Source organism: Ureibacillus yapensis (assembly GCF_003515775.1).
GTDB lineage: Bacteria > Bacillota > Bacilli > Bacillales_A > Planococcaceae > Ureibacillus > Ureibacillus yapensis.
The window spans coordinates 1-1,087 of the sequence record NZ_QWEI01000030.1 but is presented as its reverse complement, the minus strand read 5'-3'; the positions used below and the strand labels follow the sequence as shown (position 1 = coordinate 1,087).

2 protein-coding genes are annotated in these 1,087 nt (G+C 34.0%); both read left to right on the top strand.

The genetic code is table 11. The features are described from left to right. Positions 1–23 precede the first annotated feature (23 nt). The gene (locus D1B33_RS18255; RefSeq protein ID WP_118877832.1) at positions 24–137 is read left to right on the top strand and encodes a transcriptional regulator; all 114 of its coding nucleotides are present in this window, start codon (positions 24–26) and stop codon (positions 135–137) included. 67 nt (positions 138–204) lie between these two features. Beyond that, positions 205–792 carry a replication protein gene (locus D1B33_RS18250; protein ID WP_031925452.1) on the top strand — a complete coding sequence of 196 codons (588 nt, stop codon included), beginning with the start codon at positions 205–207 and terminating at the stop codon, positions 790–792. Positions 793–1,087: the final 295 nt, after the last annotated feature.

Here is a 1,087-nt window from a genome sequence, read left to right as displayed (position 1 = left end):
CAAAAGATGAAAAAAAGAGAGTGATGATAACTCTGAATAATGATGTTTTTGAAAAGTTGGAACGTTTGTCAAAAGAAACTGGTTTAAGTAAATCATCTTTGATTACACTTTGGATCAATGAACAAAAAAAGGCATAAAAAAAGTCGCCACTGGCATGGCGACGAATTTTAATTAAGAGAATTAACTAAGTGAGGTAATTATATCATGGCTAAAAAGAAAGACACAAGAACGCGAAATTGGACATTTTTTGTATATCCAGAGTCTGCACCTTCTAACTGGAGGGAGATTTTAGATAGTTATCATGTACCATGGATAGAAAGTCCTTTGCATGATAAGGATGTAAATAGTGATGGAGAGATAAAAAAGGCACATTGGCATGTATTATTGATGTTCAGTAGTAAAAAGAGTTATACACAAATATTAGAGATTACAGGTCAATTAAACTCACCAAATCCACAAAAATGTACAAATATTAAAGGTATGGTGCGTTATTTTGCTCATATGGATAATCCTGAGAAGTTTCAGTATGAAAAGAGTGGGATTATAGGACATGCAGGAGCAGACCCTCTGACGTATCTTTCTGTTACGTCTGGAGAGAGATACCAATTAATTAGAGAAATGATTGATTATGTTAGAGAAAATGAAATTGATGAACTGCAAGATTTAATAGATTATGCTATTGAAAATAGATATGAAGATTGGTTTCCGTTATTATGCGATAATTCAACCTTTATTATGAATAATTATATTAAATCAGTTAGACATAGAGTGAAAAATAATAAGCGAATTTAGCTAGCCATATGGCTAGCTTTTTTGCTTATGCAAAAAGGGGCTTGGGGGTTTACCCCCAACAAGCGGGTTTGCAGCACTGAATGAACGTAAGTGAATGAAGTGGCTAGCAAAGCCAATGCTTGCCAAACCTAAATAGAGCGTTTATGCCGAGAAAACATTTTGAGAAAGAAAGGCGAATATGATAGCCACTTTAGTGGCGATTGGTGCAGGTTTTAAGTTGGATTAATTCCAACTTAACAACCAATCCAAATCATATGAGTAAAGTTTCTGCTCAAAATGGAAATTGGAATAAAGC